The 24,572-nt window shown below is 76.5% G+C and carries 20 protein-coding genes; 7 read left to right on the top strand and 13 right to left on the bottom strand.

Going from position 1 to position 24,572, the window contains the following annotated elements; genetic code table 11:
• Nucleotides 1-7: 7 nt before the first annotated feature.
• Nucleotides 8-1,063, bottom strand: coding sequence for a glycosyltransferase (locus FHX36_RS18030; protein ID WP_183513971.1), 1,056 nt, complete (start codon nt 1,061-1,063; stop codon nt 8-10).
• 265 nt (nt 1,064-1,328) lie between these two features.
• Between FHX36_RS18030 and FHX36_RS18025 the strand changes: the two genes are divergently transcribed.
• A complete protein-coding gene (locus FHX36_RS18025; protein ID WP_110554026.1) occupies nt 1,329-2,795 on the top strand; it encodes a hypothetical protein in 1,467 nt (488 codons plus the stop codon).
• Between the two features lie 3 nt (nt 2,796-2,798).
• Here FHX36_RS18025 and pcaC read toward each other — a convergent pair whose 3' ends face one another.
• From pcaC to pcaH, 5 genes are all read right to left on the bottom strand, one after another.
• Nucleotides 2,799-3,233, bottom strand: coding sequence for a 4-carboxymuconolactone decarboxylase (pcaC, locus tag FHX36_RS18020; protein ID WP_110554025.1), 435 nt, complete (start codon nt 3,231-3,233; stop codon nt 2,799-2,801).
• Nucleotides 3,230-4,006, bottom strand: coding sequence for a 3-oxoadipate enol-lactonase (pcaD, locus tag FHX36_RS18015; protein WP_183513970.1), 777 nt, complete (start codon nt 4,004-4,006; stop codon nt 3,230-3,232). The genes pcaC and pcaD overlap by 4 nt, the downstream gene beginning before the upstream one ends.
• Before the next feature lie 79 nt (nt 4,007-4,085).
• Complete coding sequence (pcaB, locus tag FHX36_RS18010) at nt 4,086-5,426, bottom strand: 3-carboxy-cis,cis-muconate cycloisomerase (protein ID WP_183513969.1); 1,341 nt, start codon at nt 5,424-5,426, stop codon at nt 4,086-4,088.
• 25 nt (nt 5,427-5,451) lie between these two features.
• Nucleotides 5,452-6,132 carry a protocatechuate 3,4-dioxygenase subunit alpha gene (gene pcaG / locus FHX36_RS18005; protein WP_110553646.1) on the bottom strand — a complete coding sequence of 227 codons (681 nt, stop codon included), beginning with the start codon at nt 6,130-6,132 and terminating at the stop codon, nt 5,452-5,454.
• On the bottom strand, nt 6,129-6,896 hold the full coding sequence (gene pcaH / locus FHX36_RS18000) for a protocatechuate 3,4-dioxygenase subunit beta (protein WP_110553644.1): 768 nt from the start codon (nt 6,894-6,896) through the stop codon (nt 6,129-6,131). Before pcaH ends, pcaG begins: the two co-directional genes overlap by 4 nt.
• Nucleotides 6,897-7,000: 104 nt before the next feature.
• Between pcaH and FHX36_RS17995 the strand changes: the two genes are divergently transcribed.
• The 3 genes from FHX36_RS17995 to FHX36_RS17985 all read left to right on the top strand — a co-directional run bounded on the left by FHX36_RS17995 (nt 7,001) and on the right by FHX36_RS17985 (nt 9,408).
• On the top strand, nt 7,001-7,744 hold the full coding sequence (locus FHX36_RS17995) for an IclR family transcriptional regulator (RefSeq protein WP_258372975.1): 744 nt from the start codon (nt 7,001-7,003) through the stop codon (nt 7,742-7,744).
• Nucleotides 7,745-7,792: 48 nt separating this feature from the next.
• Nucleotides 7,793-8,965 carry a 4-hydroxybenzoate 3-monooxygenase gene (locus tag FHX36_RS17990; RefSeq protein ID WP_110553641.1) on the top strand — a complete coding sequence of 391 codons (1,173 nt, stop codon included), beginning with the start codon at nt 7,793-7,795 and terminating at the stop codon, nt 8,963-8,965.
• A gap of 233 nt (nt 8,966-9,198) precedes the next feature.
• Entirely contained in the window at nt 9,199-9,408 is a 210-nt protein-coding gene (locus tag FHX36_RS17985) for a hypothetical protein (RefSeq protein WP_110553640.1), read from the top strand.
• A gap of 9 nt (nt 9,409-9,417) precedes the next feature.
• Here the strand turns inward: FHX36_RS17985 and FHX36_RS17980 are convergent, their stop codons facing one another.
• Nucleotides 9,418-10,551, bottom strand: a complete 1,134-nt coding sequence (locus FHX36_RS17980; RefSeq protein WP_110553638.1) for a hypothetical protein — start codon at nt 10,549-10,551, stop codon at nt 9,418-9,420.
• 63 nt (nt 10,552-10,614) lie between these two features.
• On the opposite strand from FHX36_RS17980, the gene FHX36_RS17975 reads away from it, so the two are divergent.
• Nucleotides 10,615-11,235, top strand: coding sequence for a hypothetical protein (locus FHX36_RS17975; protein WP_110553636.1), 621 nt, complete (start codon nt 10,615-10,617; stop codon nt 11,233-11,235).
• Nucleotides 11,235-11,888, top strand: a complete 654-nt coding sequence (locus tag FHX36_RS17970) for a hypothetical protein (RefSeq protein ID WP_183513968.1) — start codon at nt 11,235-11,237, stop codon at nt 11,886-11,888. Before FHX36_RS17975 ends, FHX36_RS17970 begins: the two co-directional genes overlap by 1 nt.
• Here the strand turns inward: FHX36_RS17970 and FHX36_RS17965 are convergent.
• From FHX36_RS17965 to FHX36_RS17955, 3 genes are all read right to left on the bottom strand, one after another.
• On the bottom strand, nt 11,846-19,918 hold the full coding sequence (locus FHX36_RS17965) for a WXG100-like domain-containing protein (RefSeq protein WP_183513967.1): 8,073 nt from the start codon (nt 19,916-19,918) through the stop codon (nt 11,846-11,848). The two genes, FHX36_RS17970 and FHX36_RS17965, sit on opposite strands and share 43 nt — an antisense overlap.
• An 81-nt stretch (nt 19,919-19,999) precedes the next feature.
• Complete coding sequence (locus tag FHX36_RS17960) at nt 20,000-20,338, bottom strand: hypothetical protein (RefSeq protein ID WP_110554089.1); 339 nt, start codon at nt 20,336-20,338, stop codon at nt 20,000-20,002.
• 1 nt (nt 20,339) lies between these two features.
• Nucleotides 20,340-20,744, bottom strand: a complete 405-nt coding sequence (locus tag FHX36_RS17955; RefSeq protein ID WP_220036082.1) for a YbaB/EbfC family nucleoid-associated protein — start codon at nt 20,742-20,744, stop codon at nt 20,340-20,342.
• 134 nt (nt 20,745-20,878) lie between these two features.
• Between FHX36_RS17955 and FHX36_RS17950 the strand changes: the two genes are divergently transcribed.
• Nucleotides 20,879-22,201: a S8 family serine peptidase gene (locus tag FHX36_RS17950; RefSeq protein WP_183513966.1), complete on the top strand. Its 1,323-nt coding sequence runs from the start codon at nt 20,879-20,881 to the stop codon at nt 22,199-22,201.
• A 101-nt stretch (nt 22,202-22,302) separates the two neighbouring features.
• On the opposite strand, the gene FHX36_RS17945 is transcribed toward FHX36_RS17950, so the two are convergent.
• From FHX36_RS17945 to eccB, 3 genes are all read right to left on the bottom strand, one after another.
• Nucleotides 22,303-22,593, bottom strand: coding sequence for a WXG100 family type VII secretion target (locus FHX36_RS17945; RefSeq protein ID WP_110550290.1), 291 nt, complete (start codon nt 22,591-22,593; stop codon nt 22,303-22,305).
• Nucleotides 22,594-22,605: 12 nt separating this feature from the next.
• Nucleotides 22,606-22,941: a WXG100 family type VII secretion target gene (locus FHX36_RS17940; protein ID WP_110550289.1), complete on the bottom strand. Its 336-nt coding sequence runs from the start codon at nt 22,939-22,941 to the stop codon at nt 22,606-22,608.
• A 177-nt stretch (nt 22,942-23,118) separates the two neighbouring features.
• Entirely contained in the window at nt 23,119-24,567 is a 1,449-nt protein-coding gene (eccB, locus tag FHX36_RS17935) for a type VII secretion protein EccB (protein WP_110550288.1), read from the bottom strand.
• Nucleotides 24,568-24,572: the final 5 nt, after the last annotated feature.

Raw genomic sequence — 24,572 nt, 5'->3', positions numbered from 1 at the left:
GGTCCGCTCAGGCGCTCGCGTGGTCCGCGGCGACCTGCTCGTAGACCTGCGCGTGCACCCGGCGGACGGCGGCGAGCTGCTCGGCCCGCCAGGCCGCGTCGACCCGCGCCGGGGCCGGCCGGGTGAGCGCCGCCACCACCGCGGAGGTGAGCGAGGCGCCGTCCAGCCCGGTCACCGGGTCGTTGCCGTAGAGCACCACGTCGGACCACTGCTCGCGCGGGTGCCCGCCGCCGGGCACGACCGCCCGGGTGCCGGCGTCGCGGCACAGCTCGATCCAGGTCGAGTGGGTGCGGGCGCGCTGCGGGACGACGGACACGTGCAGCTCCTGCAGGTGGCGCACCCACGCGGCGGGGTCCTCGGGCCGGCTCCGGACCAGCTCCAGGTCACCGGCGTCGGCGAGCTCGAGCAGGTCGGGCAGCCGGGTGCCGAGGTCGACGTCGGGGTGCACGTCGACCCGCAGCCGACCGCCACCGGAGACCGCGCCGGACAGCGCGCTGCGCACCAGCTCCAGGGGCTCGGCGACCTCGGGGCCCAGCTCGCCCAGGTGCAGGCCGACCAGCCGGGTCTCCCGGCCGATGCCGGGGGTGGGGGCGGCCAGCGACGGGTGGGCCACCACGATCGCGGTGCGGCCGAACCGGTCGGCGATCTCGTCGGCGGCGCCCGGGGTGAGCGTCAGCACGACCTCCGCGGTCGCCAGCAGCGCCCGCAGGTGGGCGCGGGCCCGGGTGCGGGCCGCCCCGGGGTGGGTGCCGGAGTCGGCGCCGTCGACGGCGGTCAGGTCGTGCACGGTGACCACCAGCGGGACGTCGCAGCGGCGCACGGCGGCGGTCCAGGCGTCCATCTCCGGCACGGTGAGGTGCGCGTACCCGCCGTGCAGGTGCAGCACGTCGACCTCGCCCGCGTGCGCGGTCAGGTGCTCGGGGTCCAGCCACGGGCTGGGCTCCACGTCCGGGCCCACCCGCACGACGCCGTCGGGGGCGACGGCGTCGCCGTAGGGCGTGGCGAACGGCACGGTGGCGACCCGGAGCGGTCGCCGGGTCGGGTCGTCGGGCAGAGCGGTCACGCGGTCGTACGCCTCCTGCGGTCGAGCACTGGGTCCGCGGCAGGGGGCGGTGCTCCTCGGCTGGCGGTGTGCGGGCCGGATCTCCCCGCCGGTCGCCCCTACCCGCAGTGTCCGCGCGTGAACCGAGAGGTGTTCCCCCAGCTCACCCGTGCGGGGGGTCCCCCGGACGGGCGGCTGCCGGTGACCCCGGTCGGCCCGGTCCGCTACGTTCCCTGGCGCCGGTCCGCGGGGACGGCCGGCACCGGGCACGGCAGTCGGAGGACGAGTGGGCGAGCAGGGCGAGCAGCACGCCCCGGACCTGACGGGCGGCTGGGCCCACGGCCCGTACGCGGCACCCACCGGGCCGGCCACCTGGACACCGCCGCTGGTGCAGCGCCGGCCGCGGCGGTCCCGGGGGCCCTGGCTGGTCGTCGCCGCCCTGGTCGTCGTCCTGCTGGTCGGCGCCGGGCTGTTCCTGTTCCGCGGCGACCCGCTCACCCTCGGCGGCCGGTACGTGACCGAGCCCGAGGCGGTCCTCGCCGACGCCGACGACGTGCTGGCCGGCTACGTCGAGGACCGGCACGGTGCCGCGTCCGACGACAGCCGCTGCTGGTTCGAGCTCGCCGACGCCGAGGGCCACGAGGTCACCGACACCCTGCTGTGCGGTCCCGTCCTCTTCGTCGACGGCGACCCCGAGCGGAGCTGGCTGCGCTTCCCGCTCACCGCGGCGCCCGACGGCGGCGACGTGCGGCTGTCCGTGGAGCCCCTCCCGGCCGACCCCGAGCCCGAGCGGCTCGCCGACCCCGCGCTGCTGCACCGGCCGGACGGCGGCACGCCGCCCGACGGCTCCGGCGGGCTCGAGGTCCCGGCACCCCCGCAGGCCGAGCCGGGGTGGTCGGCCACCGGCCCCTTCCCCGACGTCACCTGGACGCCGCCGGCCGGGCCGTCGCGGCTCTCCGGCCCGGCGGCCGCCGTGGCGGTCACCGGGCTCGCCCAGCCCGACCGAGTCGGCTCCGGCGACGACGCCCGGCGGGCGGCCGACGGCGAGCGGCTCGTCGCCGTCCGGTACGCGATCACCGCCGGGGAGGGGACGTCGTCCGCCCCGCCGGCGCTGAGCTACCAGGTCAGCGGCGCCGACCCGGTGCCCGTCGGCCCGGCCCTGGTCGCCCCGGGGTCCACGGTGGAGGCCGTGCTGTCGGTGCCCGAGGACGCCGAGCAGGCCGACCTGGTGGTCGACGACGCCGGTGTGCAGCAGCGGCTGTCGCTGCTCACCGGTGCGCCGGGCACCGGCAACCTGCAGGTGCTGGCCCGCACCAACCGGACGGCGGAGGTGAACGCGGCCCCGCAGCTGGTCGGCACGCTGAGCGCCCCCGACCGGGTGGCCGCGCAGTTCCCCTTCACCGTCACCGTGACCCGCGCGACGCTCGCCTGGTGGGCCGGGCCCGGCGGGGCCAAGCAGCCGGCCGACCCCGGCCGGGCCTTCCTCGTCGTCGACGTCGCCCTGGCGATCCCGGACACCCCGCCGGGCGCCGTGCCGATCGAGTACCTGTCGCTGCTGCTGCCCGACGGCACGGTGCTGCGCGCCGCCGACCTCGCCGACGACCCGGCGTTCGTGCTGCCCGCGTTCGACGTGCCGGCCGACTTCACCGCCGGGATGCTGCTGTTCGGCGGGGTGGCCACCTTCCCCGACGGTGCGGTCGCCGACTTCGGCGGCGGTCGGCTGGACGTGCCGATCGGGATCCCGGCCGGCTGAGCGTCAGGCCTCCGCGGCGCGCAGCTCGGCGAGGATCGGCCGGGCCACGGTGAGCGCGTGGTTGGCGGCGGGCACCCCGGCGTAGACCGCGGTGTGCAGGCAGACCTCGGCGATCTCCTCGTCGGTGAGCCCGTTGTGCACCGCCGCCTTCACGTGCAGGGCGAACTCGTCCCAGTGCCGCAGCGAGGCGGTGATCGCCAGGGTGAGCATGCTGCGCTCCCGGCGGCCCAGCCCGGGCCGCTGCCAGAGGTCGCCCCAGGCCACCCGGGTGATGAAGTCCTGGAAGTCGGCGGTGAACGGGGTGACCGCGGCGACCGCCCGGTCGACGTGCGCGTCGCCCAGCACCTCGCGCCGCACCCGCATGCCGGCGGCGCGGCGCTGGTCGTCGGTCTCCAGCGGCTGGGTGTGCTGCGGCTGGGCGTCGTCCGGGCGGGTCATGCGGTGCCTCCGGTGGCGTGGGCGATCAGGGCGTCGGTCACCTGGTCGGGCTGCTCGAGGTTGGCCAGGTGGGCCGCCGGGCTCAGGCTGAGCAGCCGGGCGCCCGGGACGCCGTCGGCGATCAGCTGCTGGTGCTCCGGCGGGAGGGCGGGGTCGTCGGCGCCGGAGACGACCAGCGTGCGGGCGGTGACCCGGCCCAGGTCCGGCCGCAGGTCCATCCCGGCGATCGCCGCGCAGCAGCCGGCGTAGCCCTCGTCGTCGGTGGCGCTGATCATCGCCTCCAGCCGGGCCACCAGCTCCGGGTGCGCGGCCGCGTAGCCGGGGGTCAGCCAGCGGCTGGCCACGGTCGGGGCGAGCACCGCCGTCCCCTGCGTGCGGGCGGTCTCCGCGCGCTCGCGCCAGGTCTGCACGTTGCCGGTGTGGGCGGAGCTGCACAGCACGGCGAGGCTGGCCACCCGCTCCGGTTCCCGCACCGCCAGCCGCAGCCCGGTCATCCCGCCGATCGACAGGCCCACCACGTGCGCCTGCGCCACGCCCAGCCGGTCGAGCAGCGCGACGACGTCGTCGGTCAGGTCGTCGAGGGTGGAGTCGCCCGGCGGCACCGGCGTCCGGCCGTGGCCCCGGGTGTCGTACCGGACCACCCGGAAGCGCTCGGCCAGCCGGGGCACCTGCGGGTCCCACATCGTGTGGTCGGCCCCGAGGGAGTTGGAGAGCAGGAGCACCGGGGCGTCGGCCGGGCCCTCCACGACGGCGTGCACCTCGACGCTGCTCATCGTCCGCCTCCGGGCTCGTTCCGCTCCTCGGTCGCTGGCGCTCCCTGCGATGCTCGCTCGCTCGTCGCCTGCACGGCGCTCATCTGCGTCCTCCCTGGGTGGCGATCGTGTGGGCGGCCAGCGCCGCGTCGACCTGGGCACCGGCCTCGCCGACGTCCGGCGAGCTGTCGGCGACCAGCGCGGCGCCGTCGACGTCGTCCCGGGCGAGCACGACGTCGGCCAGCGGCCGGCCCTCCTGCGTCGCGGTGCGCACCGCGGCCGCCGCGGCGTCGTGGGCGGGGCCGGCCCCGAGCGACGGGGTGAGCGCCTCGCCCAACGCCCGGGCCAGCTGGGGGTCGCCGGCCGCGGCGACGGCGGCGGCCATCCGGTCGGTGTCCAGCCGCAGGTCGGCCAGGCACTCGGTGAGCCAGGACGCCGCCGAGCCGACGGTGCCGAGCAGGTCGGTGAGGGTCGGCCACTCCACGTGCCAGGTGCCCGCGCCGCGCTCGTGCTCCTGCTCCATCGCGGCGAACAGCGTCGCGACCAGCCCGGGCGCGCGGCGGGCGCAGGCCCGGGCGGAGACGGCGGCCACCGGGTTGTTCTTGTGCGGCATCGCCGAGGAACCACCGCGGCGGGCGGACACCTCGGTCGCCTCGGCCACCTCGGTCTGCGCCAGCAGCACGACGTCGACGGCGATCGTCGCCACCACCCCGGCCACCGCGCCCAGCACCCCGGCGACGTCGGCGATGGGCAGCCGCACGGTGAACCACGGCACCTCGGTGGTGGCCAGGCCCAGCTCGGCGGCGAGCTCGCGGCGCAGGTCGACCCCCGAACCGGAGCTGGCGGCCAGCGTGCCCACCGCGCCGCCGTACTGCACCGGCAGCGCGGCGCTGACCGCGGCGATGCGCGCGCGGGCGCCGTCCAGCCCGGCCAGCCAGGTGGCCGCCTTGAGCCCGACGGTGATCGGGAGCGCCTGCTGCAGCAGCGTCCGGCCCATCAGGACGTCGTCGCGGTGCTCGGCGGCCAGCCGGGCGCAGGCGTCGGCGGCGGTGGTCAGGTCGGCGTCGACCAGCTGCAGGCCACGCCGGGCCAGCAGCACCGCGGCGGTGTCGACGACGTCCTGGCTGGTCGCGCCGACGTGCACCGCCCGGGCGGCGTGCGGGCCGACGGCGGCCTGCAGCGCGCGCACCAGCGGCGGCACCGGGTTGCCGGCGTCCGCGGCGCGCTCGTAGACCGTGGCGAGGTCCAGCCCGGCCGGGTCGGCGCACACCCGGCTGACCTCGTCGGCCGCCGTCGTGGACACCAGCCCCACCCGGGCGGCGGCGCGCGCCAGCGCGCCCTCCACCTCCAGCAGGGCCACCAGCCACGGGTCGCCCGCCGGGCCGGCGGTGGCGCCGGCCGAGACGGGGCCGCGGGCGAACGTCGCGTCGAGGAGGGTCACTCGCGCATCTTGACGGGTCGGGGGCTCACACCGCGAAGAAGACGGTCTCGACCATGCCCTTGTCGGTGCAGTCCTGCAGGTGGATGTCGAGCACGTAGCCGTCCTCGCTGCGCTGCGCGACCAGCGTGCCGCGTGACTCGTCGTCCGGCAGGCTCGCCAGCACCGGGTCGGCCGCGTTGGCCTCGGCCTCGTCGGCGAAGTAGATCCGGGTGACCACCCGGTCCAGCAGCCCGCGGGCGAACACCGAGACGTCGACGTGCGGCGCCTGCAGGCCGCCCTCGCCGTCGGGCACCGGTCCCGGCTTCAGCGTGTGCACGGCGTACTGGCCGCCGTCGACGGTGTCCGAGCGCGCGAACCCGCGGAACCCGGGCACGGTCTGCCCACCGCGCGGGTCGTCGGGGTGCGCGAAACGACCGTCGGGGTCGGCCTGCCAGGTCTCGATCATCGCGTCGGGCACCAGGTCGCCCCTGCCGTCGAAGACCCGGCCGCGCAGCCAGATGGCGCCCTCGGTGCCCTCGGCCGCGGCGTACGGGCCGTCGGGCCAGGTCAGCCCGATCGCCAGGTACGGCCCCACGGTGGCGCTCGGGGTGGTGGCCAGCCGCAGCGGCCCGTCGAGGAAGCCGCTGCCCCGGCGCGGGATGCCCGGGACCCGGTCGTTCTCCTCGTTCGCGGCCTGCACCAGCGGCGAGATGTGGGGGCTGCTCATGCGACATCTCCGTCGTCGTCGGTCTCGAACGGCGTCTGGTCCTTGCCCCGCAGGACGATGTCCCACTGGTAGGCCAGCGCCCAGTTGTCCTGGGTGCGGTCGAGGTCGAACCGGCTGATCGCCCGGTACCGCGCCGACGGCGGGATCGCGTTGTAGATCGGGTCCTGCTCGAACAGCGGGTCGCCCGGGAAGTACATCTGGGTGACCAGCCGCTGGGTGAAGGCCTGGCCGAAGAGGCTGAAGTGGATGTGCGCCGGCCGCCAGGCGTTGTGGTGGTTGCCCCACGGGTAGGCGCCGGGCTTGATGGTGGTGAACTCGTAGCGGCCCAGGCTGTCGGTGATCACCCGGCCGAGGCCGTCGAAGTGCGGGTCCAGCGGGGCAGGCCAGTTGTCGACGACGTGCCGGTAGCGCCCGCCCGCGTTGGCCTGCCACACCTCGACCAGCGCGTCGGGCACCGGGCGCCCGTCGCTGTCGAGCACCCGGCCGAAGACGATGATCCGCTGGCCCTGCGCCTCGCCGCCCATCCGCAGGGTGAGGTCGGCGTCGGTGGGCAGCACCCGGTCCTCGCCCAGCACCGGGCCGGTGACCTCGGTGAGCCGGTGCGGCAGGTCGACCGGGGTGCGCAGCGGCGCCCGCAGCCCGGTGCTCTTGTAACCGGGGTAGGCGAGCGGGGTGCGCTGCTCCTCGGGATCGCGGAGGTAGCGCGGCAGCACCAGTGCGCTGTCCGCCGCAGGTCGCGGAGCTCGAGATGTGGTCCCGGTCATGCCGGGACGGTAAGCCCACGCACTACGCTTCCCAAGCAGGTACTTCCGCTGGGCAGAAGAGAGGTACGGCCATGGCGGGTGGGGCGGGCGCCACCGGACGATCGGTGACCTCCCGTGCGCTCGGCGTGCTCGACGCCTTCGACTCCGCGCACCCCCGGCTCACCCTCTCCGAGGTGGCCGAGCGGTCCGGCACCCCGCTGACCACCGCGCACCGGCTGCTCGCCGAGCTGGCCGCCTGGGGGGCGCTGTCCCGGCGCCCCGACGGGCGCTACGAGATCGGCCGCAAGCTCTGGGACCTCGGCCTGCTCGCCCCGGTCCAGCTGGAGCTGCGCCAGGTCGCCTCGCCGTTCCTGCTCGACGTGCACACCGCCACCCGGGACACCGTGCACCTCGCCGTCCGGGAGGGCCTGCGGGCGCTCTACGTCGAGCGGATCTCCGGGCGCGAGTCGGTGCCGGTGGTCAGCCAGGTGGGCAGCCGGCTGCCGCTGCACGCCACCGGTGTGGGCAAGGTGCTGCTGGCCTCCGCGCCGGACGACGTCGTCGAGCAGGCACTGCGGCAGCTGACCCGCGAGACCCGGCACACCGTCACCGACCCGCGCGTGCTGGCCCGCGAGCTGGGCGAGGTGCGCCGGCGCGGCTGGGCGCGCACCGCCGAGGAGATGTCCCCGGGCACGGCGTCGGTCGCCGTCCCGGTCACCGTCGAGCGGGCGAACGGCCCGGTGGTCGTGGCCGCCCTGGGCATCGTCGTCCCCGCCCAGCGCCGCGACACCGGCCGGCTGGCCCCGGTGCTGCAGGTGGCGGCGCGGGGCATCGGGCGCGAGCTCGCCCGCTCCGACCAGTTCCGCTGACCGGAAGGAATTCGCAGACCGCCGGGCGGCCCAGGTCACACTCGGGACGTGCGCACCCAGGTCGGGATCATCGGCGCCGGCCCCGCCGGCCTCCTGCTGTCACGCCTGCTCCAGCTGCAGGGCATCGACACCGTGGTGCTGGAGAACCGCTCGCGCGAGTACGTCGAGGCCCGCATCCGGGCCGGCATCCTCGAGCAGCACACCGTGCAGACGCTGATCGACGCCGGGCTGGGCGACCGCCTCCAGCGCGAGGGCCTGCCCCACGACGGCGTCTACCTGCAGTACCCCGGCACCCGGCACCACCTGGACTTCCCGGAGCTGTGCGGGCGCCGGGTCTGGGTCTACGGGCAGACCGAGGTCACCAAGGACCTGATCGCGGCCCAGCTCGCCGGCGGCCCGCCGCTGCTGTTCGAGGTGTCCGACGTCGTGCCGGAGGACGTGGACGGCGACTCGCCGCGGATCCGGTTCACCGACGCCGACGGCACCCCGCAGGTGCTGGAGTGCGACGTCATCGCCGGGACCGACGGCTTCCACGGCGTCTCCCGGCCGGTGGTGACCGCCGGCGCCGGTGGGCGCACCTGGGAGCGGACCTACCCCTACGCCTGGCTGGGCATCCTGGCCGACGTCGCGCCGTCGACCGACGAGCTGGTCTACGCCTGGCACCCCGACGGCTTCGCGCTGCTGTCGATGCGCGGGCCGTCGGTCTCCCGGCTGTACCTGCAGGTCGACACCACCGAGAAGATCGAGGACTGGTCCGACGACCGGATCTGGGAGGGGCTGTCGACCCGCTTCGCCCTCGACGGCTGGGAGCTGCAGACCGGCCCGGTCACCGAGAAGTCGATCCTGCCGATGCGCTCCTTCGTCAGCGCGCCGATGCGCCGCGGCCGGCTGTTCCTCGCCGGGGACGCCGCGCACATCGTGCCGCCCACCGGCGCCAAGGGGCTCAACCTCGCCGTCGCCGACGTCACCCTGCTGGCCGGCGCGCTCGTCCGGCTGCTGCAGGACAAGCAGACCGACCTGGTCGACAGCTACTCCGACCGCGCGCTGGCCCGGGTCTGGCGGTCCACCCACTTCTCCTGGTGGATGACCTCGATGCTGCACCGCTCCGGCGACGACTTCGACGCCGAGCTGCAGCTCTCCCAGCTCCGCCGGGTCTGCAGCTCGGAGGCCGCCGCCCGCGAGCTCGCCGAGAACTACACCGGCCTCCCGCTCGACCTCTGAGCCAGCTCCCGGCGCCGAGACCTGGTCGATCCCGAGCAGCCGTGACCAGCGGCACGGCCGCCGCGGTCCCCGTTCTGGCAGACTCTGCCCAATCGGGTCCGCTGACCAGCCGGTCGAGTCGCCATGTCGACCCCGTCAACCGTCAGAGTCCCCCACTCTGCGGCTCAGGTTCGGTGACTTCTGCCCGGTGAAGTGCCGGACACGGACCGGTCCGCACCACTAACTTCCAGTACATGCTCTCGACGCTTCTGGTCATCGCTGGCGTGTTCGTGGGGCTGTTCGTCCTGCTCTCCCTGATCGTGCACCTCAGTGCCCGTCCGGCGACCCGCGGACAGACGACGGCTCCGCGCACCCCCTCCTGGGTCGTGGACGCCGGTCAGCCGCACCCGGACCCGTGGTCGCCGATGTCGACCACCAGCACCCAGATCCGCGCGGTCCGCTGACCCCGCCGGTCAACCGGGCAGGACCGCAGGGACGCTCTCGCCGCGGCGGGCCAGCTCGTCGCGCACCGCGACCAGCCGGGCCCGCCGTTCGGTCAGCCGGCTCTTCAACCCCGCCCGGCTGAACTCCGCGACATCGCTGGAGAAGGGAGCCGGTCGACCGGCCCGGCGGGACAGCGGGACGGCTCTGCCGCCGGGGCGGACGAGCGCCAGCAGCTCCCCGGTCGCCTGCACCGACACCGCACCGCGGGCCAGCCAGGAGCGCAGGGTGGCGGTGTCGGCCGTCGCCACGTCGAGGTCGGCGGGGACCGCGTGGACGGTGGCCAGGTGGGACCAGTCGCCCCCGCCCATCCCCCGGCCGGTGCTCCCCGGGGCGCCGATCGCGAGCGGGTCGTCCGGGGCGGGGACCCCGTCGTCCCGCCGCCGGAAGGCGTAGAGCAGCGGTGCCGCGCAGGTGGGGCAGGGCGTCTGCACCACCCAGCCCTCGCCGACGGGGCCGGACACCGGCTCGAGGCGGCGCGCCTGGCCCGGCAGCGCGTTGCCGCACCGGGCGCAGACCCGGGCGTCCATGAACAGGTCTGCCTCCAGCCCGCTGCGCACCTCCGGCCCGCGGCGCAGCAGCGCGTCCGCGGTCCACCGGCGGGCCGCCGGCTGCGCGCTGAACGGTCGAGGAGCCCAGGCCAGCGCCAGCAGGGCGAACGGCCAGACCATCGACGACTCCCAGTCGTGGCCCCGGCCCTCCACCCAGAAGACCAGGAAGAGCGCCACCGGCACGCAGACCACGGTCATCAGCCGGGCCGGGAAGCGGGCGGCGTCGTGGTCGCCGACGTGGACGGCGCGGTTGAGCCCGCGCAGCGACAGTCCCGCGACACCGAGCAGCACACCGACCAGGAGGGCACCGATCACGACCCGGTTGGCCAGGTTGCCGTCGGCGGTCGCCTCGCGCACCACGACCAGGACGGCGATCGCCACCAGTGCCAGCGGGAACAGCAGCCCGAGCACCCAGGCGGCGAGCACCGGCACGGGCGGGCGGTGCTCGCGGAGGCCGCGCAGCACCTCCGCGGTCGAGGGCCCGGTGCCCTCCGGCGGGCGCGCCGCCTGCAGCGCCTTGCCCCAGTCGTTGGTGGTCAGCCGCGGCTGGCTCATGACCGCGAGCCTGGCACAGCGACCTCCGGCCCTCACCCCGGTGCCCCGGCTAGGCTCCCCGCGATGACCAGCGACTCGCCGCCGCTGCAGGTCTACCCGATCGGCCAGCTGATCCGGGTCCGGGCGGCGCAGGACGAGTTCCACGTCCGGGTCGGGGCCGAGCTGCAGCGGCTCACCTCCACCGACTTCAGCGTCTGGGCGATGGCCCACGGCCCGGCCGACCACGTCCCCCGCCCGTGGACCGTCGCCGAGCTGGCCGCGCAGGCCGGTGCCATCGGCCTGCCGGACGCAGCCGAGCGGCTGGACCACCTGGCGGCCGCCGGTCTGGTCGCCCTGGCCGCCCCGGGCACGCCGAGCGGGCTGGCGCTGGCCGAGCGGGTCCGGATGGTGCCGCTCGTGCTGGGCCTGGGGAACTCCGCCGAGAACCCGGACGCCTACTCCGTCGGGCTGCCGGGCCGGCCGCTCGCCGTGCTGTCCGCCGCCGCCTACGACCTGTTCGAGTGGGCGACGATGGAGACCAGCCTGTGGCGGGCGTGCCAGGGCGCGGCCGCGACCGCCGCCCGGGTGGGCATCGACGACCCGCTGGCCAGCGACCCGGAGGCGTTGCTCGCCTCGCTGCTGGGCGACCTGCACCGGCTGCTGACGCCCAACGCGGTCTGCCTGGACACCTGGGCGGTGAGCTGATGCCCGCCGGGGAACCGCTGGTCTTCCCGCTGGGCCACGCCATGGGCCCGTTCCACCAGCAGCGCGGCGCACCCCCGGCGTACTGGGTGGTCCGGCTGGGCTGGGACAGCCCGCTGCTGCCCGACCGGGCCACGGCCGACGTCTGGGCGCTCGCGCACGGGGTCCCGGACCGGGTCGCCAGCACGCCGTGGACGCGCACCGAGCTCTGCCGCGCCGCCCGCGAGGCCGGTGTCGAGGACCCGGCGGCGGTGCTCGACGCGCTGCTGGCGCGCGGGCTGGCCGCCGAGGTGGCCCCGGGCACCGAGGCCGCCGCCGAGTTCACCGGCACGCACCGCGTGCAGTCGCTGCTGCTCGGCCTCGGCGAGCTGCCCGACCGGCCGGACGTCGACGGCATCGGCCTGCTGGGCATGCCGGCGCTGGCGCAGGTGCCGCTGGGCACCTACGAGTTCTGGCAGTGGGGGCACCTGTGGCCCACGCTGACCGAGGCGGCCGCGGGGCTGGCGGAGATGGCCGCCCAGGCCCCGCAGCACGAGCCCGAGGAGGCCGACCCGGTGCGGGTGCTCGACCGGCTGCTGCGCGACCTGCACCGGCTGCTGTCGGTCGGCGCGGTCTACCTGGACCGCTCGCTGGCCGTCGCCGACGCCCAGCGCTGAGCGTCGCCGCCGGTCAGCCGCTCCAGCACCTCCGGGGCCGGGCGCAGCTCGAGCACCCCGCGCCACCACGCGGCGGCCTCGCTGGTCATCGCCTCGCTGCGCCGGGGGTCGGCCGAGTGGCGGCCGTCCTCGCGCCGCACCTCCAGCCGCCGCAGCAGCCCGTCCGCGCCGTCGTGCGGCAGGTGCTCGGCGAACCAGAGGACCCGGTCCGGCGGCGTCCGCTGCAGCGCGGTGGAGCGCGCGGTGAGCTCGTCGGCGGCCGAGGCGACCAGCCGCGGGTCGGCCCACGGGGCCGGGGAGCCGGCCAGCTCGGTCAGCACGACCACCGGCGGCCGCCCGTCCGGCGGGAGCACCAACCGGAACAGCAGCGGGACCGGGCCGGCGGCCAGCTCGACCGGGAGGACCCCGGCGAGCACCGGCAGCTGCGCCGTCCCGACCTCGGCGACCGGCGGGTCGCTCAGCCCGGCGCGAGGATCCGCTTGAGCTCCGCCTCGCTGGGCAGCTCCTGCCCCATCTCCCGGGCCACGGCCTCCGCTCTCGCGCGGTCGACCCGGGTGATCGCCCCGTCCCCCTGGTCCAGGTCCCTCAGCACGAGCGCCCGCACCGCCTCCGGGTCCGCCGCCCACCGGCCCAGGGCCGGCAGGTAGGCCCCCGCGCGCGGCGTCGTCCACGGCCCCAGGTGGGCCACGAAGACGTTCCACGCCTCCCCCGTCCCGGGGTCCCGGGCCTCCCGGTAGACCAGTTCCTCGTCCTGTCGCACTGCGCTCTCCCTCGATGATGTCGGCCAGCAGGCGGGCCGTCGGCCGGGTGACCTCCTGCTCGAGCAGGTGCTCGACCACCGACGTCCCGCGCTCGGCCAGAGCGTTCAGGTAGGCGTCGACCAGTTCCGCGTCAGCGGCCAGCGCGGTCGCCGGGCCGGTGTCCTTCGGCGTCCCGAAGTCCTCGACGCCGGCCGGGATGCGCTCGTCGAGCTCGCTCAGGGCGTTGGCGTCCAGGATCCGGCCGAGCGCCGGCACCTGCGCCAGCGGACCGGCCAGCTCGACCGGCAGCCGGTGCAGCTCGTAGTCGGGGTGGGTGTCGTGCCCGACGTCGTGGGTGTCGGGGGTCGGGAACTGCACCTCGAACGGGACGTCGTCCGGGCCGCCCCGGACCACCACGTTGAGCCCGAGGTACCGGTTGCCCGGCCGCCAGAAGCTCTTCGCCCGGACGGTGAGGCCCTGTTCCTGCAGCCCGGCCAGCACCCGCTGCACCGTGGCGGTGTACCCGTCCACCGGGACGACGACGGTGAAGCGCAACCGGTCGTTCAACGTGGCCACGGCGTCCGTCGCGCTCAGCGCGCGCAGCCGGCGCAGCGGCTGGATGGCCCGGGCGATCGACGCCGGCGCCTTCACCCGGTGGGCGAGCCCCGCCAGCCCGAGCTCCGGCCCGACGGTGGTCAGCACGCCCTGCAGCAGCGCGGTCACCTGGTCGGCGACCCGCTCGGCGGCGGCGACCTGCGCCGTCACCTCGTCCTGCTCCGCCTGCGGGAGGGCCGTCCAGGCACGCTCCTGGAGCTCGCGGGCCAGCCGCAGGACGGCGGCCGGGCTCAGCCGGCCCGGGCTCAGTGCTCGATCACGCCCCGGTCCGGCCAGCTGCCCGTCGCCCGCTGGCGCTTCACGATCCCGCGCACCACCGTCGGCATCATCGGGTCCTCGCCCCCCACGCTCGGCCAGGCCGTCGGGTCCTGCGGGTCGACCACCACCGACGTCGTCAGCCGGCTCTCGTCCGGGCCGTAGCGGTACTCCACCGCGCCCGCCGTCTCCTGCACCTTCTCGTACACCAGGTACACCGCCATCCGTGACCTCCAGTCCCTCGATCGACTCGCCGGTGCGCTGCGGGCCCGTCGCCCACCAGTCGGCCCGCGCCGTGGCCACCGCGTGCGCGGCCCGGTAGCTGGTGCCCGGGTGCGCCGCCAGGTGGCGGGCCTCGGCCAGCTCGTGCTCCATCAACGTCACGTCGGCCGGCGTCTGGGTGCCGCGGAACACCCGGACGAACGCCTCGGCCATGTCCGCGTCCGGGTCGAAGCGCGCCCGGCGGGTCGGCAGCCCGGTGTCCGGGTCGGTGAGCAGGTGCCGGTCGACGACGACGTGCCGCAGCACCAGCGCGACCTCGGCCGGGCTGAACCCGGTGGTGCCTTCCAGCCGGCGGGTGTCGGCCAGCGCCGCCACCATCGCCGGGACGACGGCCGGGTTGGTGACCAGCGCGTCGTAGACCCGCCGCGCCCAGGCCTCCTGGACGTCGGGGTCGAGCACGTCGCGCGGTCGGACGGCACCGCCGGTCTCGACCTCGCCGGGGTCGGCGGTCAGCCCTGCTCGGTCACCAGCTGGGCGTGCGCCTCCGCCAGCGTCTCCCGGGCCAGGTGCACCGGGCGCACCCGGCCCTGACGCACCAGGAACAGCGGTGCGCCCCGGCGCTGGGTCGGCCGGGTCACCAGCCAGGCGTCCTGGAACGGCTGGGCGGCCCACCGCCCCTCGGTCTCCTGGTCGTCCGTGCCCGTCCAGCTCAGCACCGAGGCGATCGCCTCCTCCGGTGTCGACCCCTCGGGTCCCGGGCCGTTGCCCTGCGTCAAGGTCCACTCCCTCCCACGGCGCGCCCGGACGACGCACGATCGCCTCGGCCCGCCAGATCTGATTGCCGTACCCCGGCGGCCACGGCGAGGCCGTGCCGTCCTGCCCGTCCACCCAGAGCAGCCCCGTCGGGCCGACCACGGCGTTGAACCAGTGCCCGCCGGCCTGGCCGCGGGACAGGCCGGGCACGTCCCAGTCGACGCCGACGACGACGACCGTGCCGACCGGCTGACCCGCCGCCGCCTGCTCGATCGCCTGCCAGGCGTCCGCGGTGAACCGGGCCGCGGCGTCCAGCGAGGCCGCCGTGTCGGCACCGCCGGGACCGGGCACCGGCGGCGGCGCGGTCAGCGCCTGCAGCGGCCGCGCCCCGGCCCAGGACCACATCTCCTCGTACTCGCCGCGCGCCGGGTCGCCCCACGCCGGGACCACCGCCACCCCCTGGACGGCGTCGGCGACCCGGCGGGAGCACTCACCGCAGTTGTTGCGCCAGGGGCCTGCCTCGTCCGACCCCGGGGCGAACACGTGGATCGCCGGGTTGACCGCGTCGATCCAGCCGGCGACGTCGCCCTCGCCCGCAGCCCGGTGGGCGTCCTGCATCCGCTGCTCGACCTCCGCACCGGGCGGGAGGTACCGGCCGGGCTCGACGACGGGGCGGTCCACCCCGGTCTCGTCGTCGCCGGGCTGCCAGGGCGCCGGCTCGGCGGTCAGGTGCTGGGCGGCCTCCCGCGGGGTCAGCTCCGGCGCGGGGTCAGCTGGACGTCGTGGCGCTCCTGCGCCAGGTCGGTCACCTCCGACGCGGGCACCGTCGTCCCCCACGTGTACTTGTCCAGCAGCTGCAGGCCCAGCTGCGCCGCCCGGCCCGCGTCCCGGCCCGTCCAGACCAGGCTCAACCGGCCGTCCGGCGTCCGGTCCGCCACCGCGAACCGCTCCCCCTGCCACCGGCAGTACGTCCGCAGCTGGAACTGCACCACCTCGGTCTCCGGGAGCACCCTCGTCCACCCCCCGCTGCGGCTGCGGGTGAACTGGTCGTCCTCCGGCGTCGGGGCGAACACCCGCACCGACGCCGGCGGGTCGACCACGATCGAGCCCTTGTAGACCCGGCCCTTCCACTCGACCCAGCTGCCGTCCGGCAGTGCCGGGTCCTGCGGCGGTGTCATGGGTGTCCTCCGTGCTCGGGGTGGTCGAGGTCGTGGGTCCGGTGGGCGTCGCCGCGCGCAGCCAGGAGGCCGTCTCCAGGTCGTAGACCGCCAGCAGCGTCTCCCGGCCGTCGACGTCCAGGGCGTAGATCTCCGCACCGTCGGGCAGGTCGACGAGCCCGTCGATGGTGAACTCCGGCACCCGGTGGCCGGCGCTGTCGGTGAAGCCGTTGCCGGTGAACGGCGGTGGCGAGGTGACGTCGCCGCCGAAGACCGGGGAGAACGGGGTGCTCGTCTGCGTGACGTCGACGAGGGGGAAGCGCAGGACGGCGATCGACCCGTCGTCGGGCAGGTAGGGCGGGCGGCCGTTGGCCCGCTCGTAGCGGGGGTCGGTGTAGCCCAGCGCCAGGCCCTCGTACACCGCTGCCGGGGTGGTCAGCGCCGCGACGTCGGCCATCGCCGCGGTGAACCCGCTGACGGTCGTGGGCTGGAAGACCACCCCCACGTTCGGCACGTCGACGGTGCGGTTCCCCAGGTAGTTGGCGAGCGTCTCGGCCGGCAGGGCGCGCTGGACGACGTCCCCGCGGGCCACCTGCGTCGACTCGCGGATCGTGCGGAGGGCTTCGACCTGCTCGGGCGTGAGCTGGTCGGCCGGGGTGCGGCGCAGCACGTCGAACTCCGCCACGGTCATCCCCGGCGGCAGGTGGGCGGCGACCGTGTCGTGGAAGGACGGCGGCAGGTCCAGCGCCGAGCGGGCGAAGACCGGGGCGACCGGGACGCCGTTCTCCAGCAGCACGGTGCCGTCCGGCCCGGCGTTGAGCGGGGGCGCGTGATCGGCGTCCGCGCCCGGTGCTGCCGGGCCCGGGGCCTCGACGCCGGGTGCCGTCAGCTCTGGATCGCGCCGCCCCGCGGCCACGTCCCCTCGCGCATCCAGCGCAGGGTCACCTTGCCCGCCACGGTCCGCTGCAGGCCCGGGTCCCCCCGGCCCGGCAGCTCCCGGTCCGGGTCCCTGGGGTCGACCAGCACCTGGCCCGTCATGTCCTCCGGACTGCTCCCGAACTCGTACGCCACCTGCTCGGGGCTCTCCGCCGTCAGCCGGTAGGTCAGCAACAGCGCCATGACGCTCGCTCCAGGTGTCGGTGTTCTCGTGCGTGGGCCCGCGGCGGTTGCCGTGCCAGTCGAAGGCCTGCTGGGCGACGGCGTGCGCCTCGGGGTAGGCGAGCTCCGGGTCGGCTGCCCACGCAGCCGCTTCGGCGAGCTCGTGGGCGAGCAGCCGGACGTCGTCGGGGTGCGCCGTGCCCGGACCGGCCAGCCGCAGCCACGTCTCGGCGATGTCCGGGTCGACGTCGAACGTCCGGACGTCGACGGCGCCGGGCACCCGCTCACCGTTGTCGTCGTAGAGGGCGAGCCGGTGCTCCTGGGTGAACAGGTGGTCCTTGACCTGCTGGACCTCCGCTGCGGTGAACCCCCGTCGCCCGTCCCCGCGGTCGACGTCGGCGGTCGACGCCACGATGTCGGCGACGTCGTGGGTGTCGGCCCGGATCACCTCGTAGGTCCGCTCGGCCCAGATCTCGGCACGCACCGGGCTGGTCGGCCGCACGCCGGACCCACCGGACTGCACCAGCGGGGCCGCGACCTGCTCGGCGCTGCCGTCCGGGGAGCCCTCCGGTGCCTGGGACGCCCGGGTGGGTCCGGCGGGGTCGCCCGTCGGGCGGGTCGCGGGGGCCGGCGTCGGGGTGCTCGGCGTCGCCGCCGTCGGCGTCGCAGCGGTGGGCGTCGCGGCGGCCGCCGCCGCGGCGGCCGGCGTCGCGGCGGCCGGCGTCGCGGTGCTCGGCATCGCGGTGCTCGGCGTCGCGGTGCTCGGCGTCGCAGTGCTCGGCGTCGCAGTGCTCGGCGTTCCGGAGCTCGGCGTCGCAGTGCTCGGGGTCGTGGCCGGCGTCGTGGCGGCCGGCGCCGCGGTGCCCGGCGTGCCAGTGCTCGGCGTGCCAGTCGCCGGCGTCGCGGTGCTCGGCGTCGCGGTGCTCGGCGTCGCAGTGCTCGGCGTCGCAGTGCTCGGCGTTCCGGAGCTCGGCGTCGCAGTGCTCGGGGTCGTGGCCGGCGTCGTGGCGGCCGGCGCCGCGGTGCCCGGCGTCACAGCGGCCGGCGCCGCGGTGCCCGGCGCCCCGGTGCTCGGCGCCCCGGTGCTCGGCGTCGCAGCCGTGGCGGGGGCGGCGGTCGTGGGAGCGGCAGTCGCTGTGGTGTCCGTTGCCGTGGCAGCGGGGGCCGACGTCGAGGAGTCCGAGGGCGACGCGCCCGGAGTGGCGCTCGGGGGCGTGGAGTCGGAGGTGACCGCCGGCGCTGAGGTGGCCCCCGGCGAGGTCGTGGCCGGGCTGACTGCCGGTGCCGACGTGTCGGTGGTCGGGGCCGTGGTGGATGCCGGTGCGGGCGTGGCGTCCTGGGTGGCTGCCGGGGGCGCCGCGTCCTGGGTGCCCGCCGGGGCAGGCGTGGTCTCTGAAGACGACGTGGCCGCCGGGGCCGTGGACGACGGGGAGTCCGGCGTGGCCGCCGAGGGCGCCGTGTCCTGGGTGCCCGCCGGTGCAGGCGTGGTCTCCGAGTTCGACGTGGCCGGTGCGGTGGTGCTGTCCGCGTTCGACGGGGCCGCCGGGGCCGCCGGGGCCGGGGACGACGCGGAGTCCGGCGTGGCCGCCGGGGGCGCCGTGTCCTGGGTGCCCGCCGGTCCAGGCGTGGTCTCCGAGTTCGGCGTGGTCACGGACGCGCCCGAGGTGTCCGGCGCGGGCGTTGGCGCCGTCGTGGTCGGTGTGGCCGCCGGTGCCGTCGTGCCCTGGGTGGTACCCGGGGCGGCGGACTCCGGAGCGGCTGCCGGCGCGGTGGCGGCTGTAGGAGCGCTGGTCGACTGCTGCGCGGTCTCCGCTGCCGGGGCGTCGTGGGCGGCCTGCGGACCCGCACCACCCTGCGAACCGGCACCACCCTGCGAACCAGCTCCACCCTGCGAACCGGCACCCCCCTGCTGACCAGCACCACCCTGCTGACCAGCCCCACCCTGCTGACCGGCACCGCCCGGTGCTCCCTGGCCGCTGCCGGCACCGGCGGAGCCCGCCGCCGGCTGCTGGGCACCGTTGGCCGCGGCGAAGTCCGACCAGCTCTGCGCCGCTGCGGTGTCGACCCCCTGGCCCGGCCGCACCACCGAGCCGTCGCCCACCGCGGACCCCAGCGCGTGCGACGGCCGGGTCACCGCTGCGGCGACCTCCGGGCTGGTCGGGCTGATGGTGCCGGCCCGCCCGGCGCCGGCCGCGGCCGAGCCGAGCGCGCCGTCCAGGGAGAAGGAGTACTGCTGGTAGACGGTCGCGTTCGCTATCGAGTTGGCGAACGGCGAGGTGATCGCGTTGGTGGTGCCTGCGTTCACGGCGTTGCCCGGCCAGCGGCGGAACGGCCCGCTCAGCCCGGAGACCGGGTTGCCGGCGGCGTCGCGGCCCATCCGGCCGAGCGGGGTGTTGCCCAGCGCCCGGTTGACCCCGCGCCCGACCGGCACCCCGAGCGCGCCACCGGCTGCGCCGCCGACCGCCGCCGCACCGGTCTTCTGCAGGTCCCAGCCGTCCCGGGTGCCCTGCGAGATCTGGTAGCCCTGGGAGATCGCGTCGATGGCGACCTCCTCGGCCACCTCCTCGGCGACCTCCCGGGCCAGCTGGGCGGCGATGGTCCGCTGGACGGCGGTCTGCCCCGCCCGCTGCGCGGCCCGCGTCATCACCTGCTGGGCGAAGCGGCGCCCGGCCAGCTGGATCAGCCGCTGGATGATCGTGCGGGCGGCCTCGCGCAGCACGGTGCCGACCGCGCCGAGCGCGACGGTCGACGTCCCGAAGGTGAAGAAGGCGGCGAGGACTGCGATGAACGCCGAGATGAGCGCGATGTAGAAGGCGACGTTGACCGAGATCTTGGCGTACTGGACCTCCCGGCCCATGGCGTCGCTCTGCTGGGCCAGCGCCCCGGCCTGGCCCAGGAACTGGGCGAGGCTGGCCTCCTCGCCGTACAGCGTCGCGTCGGCACGCTCGAGGAACGCCAGCGTGGCCGGGCTCTGCCAGCCGGCCAGCAGGTTCTCGGTGGCGGTCGCCTCCCGCTCGAGCGCGGTCGACAGCTCCTCGGCCAGGCCCTGCCACTGCTCGGCGAGCTCCCAGAGCGCGGACTCGCTGCCCTTGGGCCACTCCTGGCCGGAGCTGACGTAGGAGAGCAGCTCGCTGGCCCAGTCGGGGAGGCCGAGGCCCTCCCAGGCAGGCTGGACGTCGCCGCCGCTCACCCAGCCCCCTCCCGTCGGCCCGACCCCGTGTCAGCTGCGGGGAGCCTGCTGGGGGCAGAGTCTGTCATCGCCGGGTGGAGGTCAGAGCCCCTCGACCGGGACGTCGACCGCGCGCGCCTGCTCCAGGTCCGCGGCGAGGGAGTTCTGCACCGCCGTGCGGACGTCCGGACCGAACTGCAGCACGTCGGCGACGACCGCCTCGCCCTTGCCCTGCATGTCCGTGCCGCCTGCCTCCGCGTACTGCTGGGCGAAGTTCTGCCCGGCGTCGTCGGTGCCCCACGTGGTCGCGTTGTTGAGCGAGGCGATCGCCGCCATCCGGGTCTGCCACGCGCTGCTGAGCTCGGTCGCGGTCGCGTCCAGCTGCGCCGTCGCGTCAGCCACCTGCTGGGGGTCGATCTGGACGCCCTGGCCCTCGGTCACGTCAGCTCCTCCCGAACATCTGGTCGGTCATCCCGGAGACGACGGCCTCGGTGTCGCCGTCGAGGTGGGCCTGCATCGTGCGCCGCGGCACCAGCGGCTCGAGCACGTCGAGCACCCGCTCCTGCGCGGCGGCGGCCGCCCGGTGGACGGTCTCGGTGATCGTGTCGGCCAGCTCCCGGGAGTCGGGGCGGCGGAACACCCGCGGGTCGATGTCCAGCCGGACCAGCTCGCCGCGCGACCCGACGGTGACCGTGACCAGCCCGTCCCGCGAGGTCTCGGTGACCTGCACGGCCTTGGCCTCCGCCTGCAGCCGGGGACCCTCGGTGGCGAGCTTCTCCGCGGTCGAGCGCAGGCTCTCGGCGAGCGCCATCAACCCCGAGGGGTCGGGGCGTCCGATCGGTTCCACGGCACTCCCTCCGGTCGTCGCTCGGGTCCTGCGGTGCGCTGCCGCGCGGGACGACGATACTGGCTGCACCGGTCCCCGGTCATCTGCACGAGCGGGTGACGGCGGCCGTGACCAGCGCAGATGCGGGAGGCGACGTGCGGGGCACAGCGATCGGGCGGTCGCTCGCGGCGGTCGTCGCGGTGACGGCGGCGCTCGCCATCACCCCTCCGGACGTCGCCCGGGCGGTGGACGCGCGGTGCACCTCGCAGCCGCAGCCCTCCCCGGTGGTCGCCGACGTGCCGTGGCCGCAGGAGGCCTACGACCTCGAGGCCCGGGTCTGGCCGTTCGCCACCGGGCTGGGCGTCACCGTCGCCGTCCTGGACACCGGCGTCGACCCGACCCACCCGCAGCTCGCCGGCCGGGTGCTCCCCGGCGCCGACGTCGTCGGGGGCACGGGCAGCGGCGACTACGACTGCGTGGGCCACGGCACCGCGCTGGCCAGCATCGTCGTCGCGGGCCGGGTGCCCGGCATCGGCTTCACCGGGCTGGCCCCGGACGCCCGGGTGCTGCCGGTGCGGGTGGCCACCCAGGCGCAGACCGCCGTCGCCGGCGACGTCGACCCGGCCGCGGTCGCGGCTGGCCTGGACGCCGCCGTCGCCGCCGGTGCGCAGGTGGCGCTGGTGGGCGTGGTGACCGCGGCCGACCCGGGCCTCGCCGCCGCGGTCGAGCGGGCCCAGGCGGCCGGCGTGCTCGTGGTCGCCCCGGCGGGCGACGCGCACGCACCGCAGCGGGACGGCGCCGGGCCCACGGACCCCGCGCTCATCCCCTTCCCGGCGGCCTACCCGGGCGTGCTGGGGGTCGCCGCGGTCGACAGCGGCGGCCAGCGGGTCGACGGCTCGCAGGCCGGTGGCTACGTCGACCTGGCCGGCCCCGGCGGGGACGTGCTGGCCGCGGGCATCGGCGGCCAGACCGTCGCCCAGGGCACCGGCCCGGCGGCGGCCTTCGTGGCCGCCGCGGCGGCCCTGGTGCTGTCCGCTGCCCCGGCCGCGCTGACCGCCGCGACCCCCGCCGACCGGGCCGTCGAGCTCGCCGGCCGGCTGACCGCCACCGCGAGCGCCGGGGGCAGCAGCCGGTTGGTGCTGGGCGCCGGGCTGCTCGACCCGGCCCGGGCGGTCACCGAGCCGGTGCCCGGCGGCGTCCCGTCGCCGGTGGCCGGGCCGACCCCGCCCCCGGCCGACCCGGCCGCCGAGGCGCTGGCCGCCCGCCAGGCCGGCACCCGGGCCACCGCCACCGCCGTCGCGGCGACCCTCGGTGGGCTGGTGGTGGCCGTGCTGGCCGCGGCCTGGGCGCTGCCGCGGATGCGCCGCCGGGGCTGGCGGGCCGGCCGGGAGCGCGCCGCGCAGACCCGTGGCGCCGAGGAGCCCGGGGAGTTCCTGCCCGGTGAGGCGCTGTTCACGCCGGGGCCGCCGCACCGCTGAGGCGGCTCGCCCTGGAGACCCGACGCCGGGGACGCCGGGCCCGGGAACGCCGCGAGGCCGCCCCCCGGGTCGGGGGACGGCCTCGCGGAGGGGGCCTCAGCTCAGGAGACGACGCCCACGTTGGTCTTCTCGGTGCCCGAGGAGATGTCGGCGGAGCTGTTCAGCCCGGCCATGAACTGCTGCAGCGCGGCCTTGATGTTCTCCGAGGCGCTGTTCCACTGCTGCTGACGGGCCAGGTAGGCCTGCTGGGCCTCGCTGTCCCACTGCCCCATCAGGGCGTTGACCTGCGAGTTCACTGCCTGCAGCTCGCTGTCCATCGCGCTGATGGCGGCGTTCACGCTGGCGGCGGCGTCGCCCTGGAGGGCCCAGCTGACGCGGTACTGGTCGCTCATGTCCGTCTCCTCTCAGGCCTGGAGTGCGCTGGTGATGCCGGTGGTCGAGCTGGTGACGTTGTTCATCGTCGTCGACTGCTCGCTGTCGGCGTTGGCGTAGTTGGACCCGGCCGTGCCGACGTCCGAGGCGATGCCGGTGAGGGCGTTGTTCAGCTTCGCCGTCTCGCTCTGCACCGTGGCGGTGGTGTTCTGGAACGAGGTACCGCCGGCGCCGAGCCAGTTCTCCTGGAGCGGCTGCAGCTGGTTGACCAGGGTGGTGAGCATGCTCGTCAGCCGGGAGGCTGCCTCGCTCGCCTGCGCCTGGAAGGTCGCCATCTGAGCTGTACTGGTGGTGGTCCCATCAGCCATGCGTGGTTCCCGCTTCCTGTGCTGCGCGCACCGTGTGGGGGCACGCGTCTGACCGGAGACGCCACTCGTGGACGTCGTGGACGGCAGCGACCGTATCTGGTCCCCGGGCAGCGTGCGAGCCGTGTCCCCCGTCTGTGCGGCCCGTCGGGCCTGCTCAGCGGCGTGCGTGACCCAGCGTCAGCCCGGCAGGCGGGCGTCGGCGACGTCGAGGGCCGGACCCGCGGGCACCCGGGCGACGAGGCTCGCGGGCAGCCGGACCGGCTCGACCCCGCCGTAGCCGAGCACCGCCGCGACCCGCTCGGAGGGCAGCGGGTACCGGATCCCCTCGTCGGTCACCAGGGTCAGCGTGCCGCCGGCCGCACCGGGCGCGGTCACCGACTCCACGAGGGTCCCCCAGCCGGGGCGGACGACCACCCGGTCGGCCAGGACGACGCCGTCCTGGGTGCGCCGCTGGGTGACCGCGGCGGTCTCCACGCCGTCCACGGCGGCCTGGACGGTGACCTGCGGGACGGCGTCCTCCTCCCCCGCGGTCGCGGCGCTGAAGGAGGCGCAGAGCGTCTGGTCGGCCGGGTCGGCGTCGGCGACCTCGAAGAGGGTGGCCGGCGGGTCGGTGGGCTGGGCCTCGGGCAGCTCGGTGCGCGGCGCGGCGGCGGCCTCGGCCGGCGACAGCGGCAGCTCGGTCGGCAGCTGCCCCCCGTAGGCGGTCGCCCGGGTGGTCGGGTCGGCCAGCAGCAGCCGCGCCTGGACCTCGGTGATCTCCACGACCCGGTCGACGGCGACCTGGTAGTACTGCCGCTCGTCGCCCGCCGCCACGAAGCGGACCTGCCCGACCACCGCACCGGGCAGCACCGCGGACGCGCCGCCCTGGCCCGGCACCGGCTGCGGGGCCAGCTGCTCACCGGCGGGCAGCGCGCTCAGCCAGGCCGTCCCGACCGGGAGCACCGGCTCGGTGCGCAGCGCCAGGCCCTCCAGGACGGCGGGCTCCGCGCTCGGCGGCACCGGGAACTGGTGGCCGCCCAGCACGACGTGCAGCGTCCCCTGCTCGACGTCGCGGACCAGCACGGCGTCCTCGCCCACCGCCGCGCCGCGGCTGGTGCCCTGCCCCACGACCAGCGCGGTGTTGGGCACCGTCTCCCCGCTCACGGTCTCCGCCGGCAGCGAGCACAGCGTCCAGGGGCTGCCCAGCACCCGGTCCGCGGGCGGCAGCGAGTCGGGGGCGCCGGGGATGCCCAGCCGCGGGCCGCGGGGGACGTCGTCCAGCGAGTCGGCCGAGACCTGCACGACCGTGGTGCTGCCGGCCAGCAGCGCCGCGGAGGCGAAGTCGGTGACCGGGTGCAGCCGGGACTCGCCGTCGGCGTCGGGCAGCCAGACGAAGCGGGCGCCGGTCTCCTCCTCGACGACCACTCGGCCGCCGTCCTGCCAGCTGGTGTTGCCCCCCGGGCGGAGGACGCCGATGACGCCGACCACCGCGAGCGTGAGCACGGTGACCATGACGCCGCCGAACACGGCCCCGACGAGCCGCCGCAGCGGGTCCTGCACCGGGTCGGTCTCGCGCAGCACCATGCCGGCGATCACCCGCCGGACCATGAACTGGTAGCTCTGGAACAGGTCCCGTCTGCTCGCCATGACCG

This window comes from Modestobacter versicolor, from assembly GCF_014195485.1.
Lineage (GTDB): Bacteria > Actinomycetota > Actinomycetes > Mycobacteriales > Geodermatophilaceae > Modestobacter > Modestobacter versicolor.
This window is presented reverse-complemented; position numbering and strand designations above follow the sequence as displayed.